At 56.3% G+C, this 2,902-nt stretch carries 5 protein-coding genes; 3 read left to right on the top strand and 2 right to left on the bottom strand.

Features of this window, described 5'->3' with window-relative positions; genetic code table 11:
* The 3 genes from VSS37_RS07040 to VSS37_RS07030 form a co-directional block, all read left to right on the top strand.
* On the top strand, positions 1 to 275 hold a 275-nt coding region (locus tag VSS37_RS07040), incomplete at its 5' end, for a homocitrate synthase/isopropylmalate synthase family protein (protein WP_445971475.1).
* 119 nt (positions 276 to 394) lie between these two features.
* A complete protein-coding gene (gene cysE / locus VSS37_RS07035) occupies positions 395 to 1,216 on the top strand; it encodes a serine O-acetyltransferase (protein WP_324694096.1) in 822 nt (273 codons plus the stop codon).
* Positions 1,197 to 1,745, top strand: a complete 549-nt coding sequence (locus VSS37_RS07030) for a hypothetical protein (RefSeq protein ID WP_324694095.1) — start codon at positions 1,197 to 1,199, stop codon at positions 1,743 to 1,745. Before cysE ends, VSS37_RS07030 begins: the two co-directional genes overlap by 20 nt.
* A 65-nt stretch (positions 1,746 to 1,810) precedes the next feature.
* Here the strand turns inward: VSS37_RS07030 and VSS37_RS07025 are convergent, their stop codons facing one another.
* On the bottom strand, positions 1,811 to 2,245 hold the full coding sequence (locus VSS37_RS07025; RefSeq protein WP_324694094.1) for an ATP-binding protein: 435 nt from the start codon (positions 2,243 to 2,245) through the stop codon (positions 1,811 to 1,813).
* A gap of 247 nt (positions 2,246 to 2,492) precedes the next feature.
* Positions 2,493 to 2,902: Fic family protein (locus tag VSS37_RS07020; RefSeq protein ID WP_324694093.1), on the bottom strand; the 410-nt coding region annotated here is incomplete at its 5' end.

The raw sequence follows: 2,902 nt of genomic DNA, 5'->3' as shown, positions 1-2,902 counted from the left end.
TCGACGGCTTGCTGAAAGACTCCCATAACTACCAGGGCTTTGACCCGGCGGAAATTGGGCGTCATCACCAGTTGGTGTTGGGCAAGCATTCCGGCACGCATGGGGTGTTGCGGGCTTACGCTGCGCTCGGCGTCGACCTCAGCCAGGCGCAGGCAGAAGCGATTCTGGCGCTGGTGCGGCGTTATTCCACCAGCCACAAGCAGCCGCCGGGCGTGGAAGATTTGTATGGGTTCCTGCAACAGACGCAGGTGCAAGGGTGTGAAGTATGCCATTAGAAGAAACACAGGAATTCCCCCCCGCCCTGACCCTCCCCCGCAAGGGTGGAGGGAGCAAAAAGCTCTTGCCAGAAGGCACTTCTTCGCCCCCTTCCTCCCTTGCGGTGGAAGGGCTGGGGATGGGGGGGAAAGACCGTAACCCCTCGCTGTGGGGGTTGATCCGCGAAGACATCACCTGCGTCTTCCAACGTGACCCCGCTGCCCGCTCCCGTTGGGAGGTGGCGACCCTGTACCCCGGCATCCACGCCGTCAGCCTGCAACGTGTCGCGCATAGCTTATGGAAACGGGGATGGCGCTATTTTCCACGCTTTATTTCCTATTTTGCGCGCTGGTTGACCAATATCGATATACACCCCGGCGCGAAAATCGGCAGGCGCTTTTTCATCGACCACGGGGCCTGCGTGGTGATAGGCGAAACCGCCGAAATTGGCGACGATGTAACGCTCTACCACGGCGTCACGCTCGGCGGCGTGTCCTGGAACAAGGGCAAGCGCCATCCCACGTTGGGCGACCGCGTGGTGGTGGGCGCAGGCGCCAAAATCTTGGGGCCGATCGAACTGGGCAGCGACGTGCGGGTGGGGGCCAATTCCGTCGTCGTGCGCAATGTTCCGGCGGACAAAACCGTGGTCGGCATTCCCGCCAAAGTCGTGCAGCGCAAGGTCGCCCGCAACGACAACCCGGAAGGCATTGACCTGAACCATCACCTGATTCCCGACCCGGTGGCGGGAGCCATCCAGTGCTTGTTGGACCGTATCCGCATGCTGGAAGAAAACGCCGGGAAACGCGGTTGCCTGCACGTTCCTGAGGAGGAGACGGGCGACGAGTGCAACCATTGCGACGCCCGCGACCTGTGTGATGACGATTTGCTGCAACAGGTGGACGTCCAGCCCATTTATTTTAAAAAAACAGGAAACGATAACAATGGACCTACAGGATTTTGAAGCCGAAGACCTTTATTTCAACGCCGCCATTGATCCGGAGGTGGCCGGGCTGCTGGAGGAAGCGGCCAGCCTTTATCCGGAGCCTGAAGCCGAAACCTTGCTGATGCGCGCCTATTTCTTGGCACCGGAAGACCTGAATGTGCTGGTTGCGCTGTACCGCTATTTTTATTACCAGCATCGCCTGCCGGATGCGTTGCGCGTGGCGCAGAAAGCCATCACCGTTAGCGGCAAGCGCCTGAACCTGCCGGAAGACTGGCGGCACCTGACCCGCCTGCATCTGGGGCAGGGCGTGCTGGTGTCCATGACCCTGACCCGCTTCTACCTGATGGCGCACAAAGGCGCGGGCTACCTGGAAATGCGCTTGGGTGAACTGCCGGATGCGGTTGGCCGTTTGCAGACGCTAGTCGATATCGACAGCAATGACCGCCTGAGCGTGAAATCCTTGCTGGAAATAGCGAAGGAACGTTTGCAGGAACAGCGTTATGCCGAGATGGGGAATGTGGTGTCGATGCGGTCGGTGATGGCTTAAGGCTAGTTTCTCAACAAGACCGTATGGCGAGTGATAAAACCAAATGGCCGTGGGGCAGTAAACGTTTAGTCCCCGTGCGGCGACGGCGCGGCGAAAATCGTCAACAGCAATTCCGCATCATCAATCAGGCGATAAACCGGACGCTTGCCCGACAAATGTTTACTTTCTGAGAGAATGATTGGTACGCCTTCGCCCCGTTTATCCATAATGAAATTCCGTTGTGAACCGATAGCGTCCACATTCATTGGACATTTCGCTAACAGGGAACATAACAGTTCATTCCTGGCTGATTGGCGTTCTGGCAGACTGTCCACTGTCATGGTGTTGGGGTCCGGTGAAAACAACTCCAGACGGTCTGCAAACACATGCAAGCGGATTTTAGAGCCGTAGATGGAATAATCGCGGTGGGCAACGGCATTCACGATCGCCTCAAACACTGCATTCAGGGAAAACTGCGGTGTTTCAATACGGTTAGGTTTCTTGACTGCATACACCCGCATATTGCGTTCGACGAATTTGCAGGCATCTCGTCCGCCATACCATTACGGTGCGGTGCGCTGACCTGCCCGCCCTTGAACTCAACCCGCTTCAATTCAAGCGTGGAATCCTCACCGAGAGTGATTTGCTTGAGCAGATTGTCGGTTGAATCCGGCATGGTTTGTCCTTCAAAGATTATGCAACGTAGCTAGGATAGCACAGTCCACCAAGCACTCATGGGCGACATAAGTTTGCTTGGATAACAAACGCTTAACGTAATGTTGTCATGATGACCTGCTGCGTATCCAGCATGGAATCGGCGATGAATTCCAGAAACGGTTCAATATCACCAGTATCCGCCTTTGCCAGAGCTTGTAGATAAATCCGCCGTTTGACGTTACGTACAATCACAGGCGTATAGCCCTGTATCAGCAAAATCAGGTTCATCAGTATTCGTGCCCCACGCCCGTTACCATCGTCAAAGGGGTGAATCCGCACCATGTTGTAATGGGCAATCCCCGCTACCGTAACGGCGTGAAGCTGACCCATCTGAGCGTTCACCCATTCGCACAACTGCTGCATTTCCAGCGGAACCTGCAACGGCTCGACGTAATGGTGGATGGAACCATCCTGTTGCAGCACATGGTTCGGCTGCGTTTTGTACTGCCCCGGCGTGGCAG

Source organism: Candidatus Thiothrix phosphatis, from assembly GCF_035668035.1.
Taxonomy (GTDB): Bacteria; Pseudomonadota; Gammaproteobacteria; order Thiotrichales; family Thiotrichaceae; genus Thiothrix; species Thiothrix phosphatis.
The sequence above is the reverse complement of the archived record's forward strand: the minus strand, read 5'-3'. Positions and strand labels throughout refer to the sequence as shown.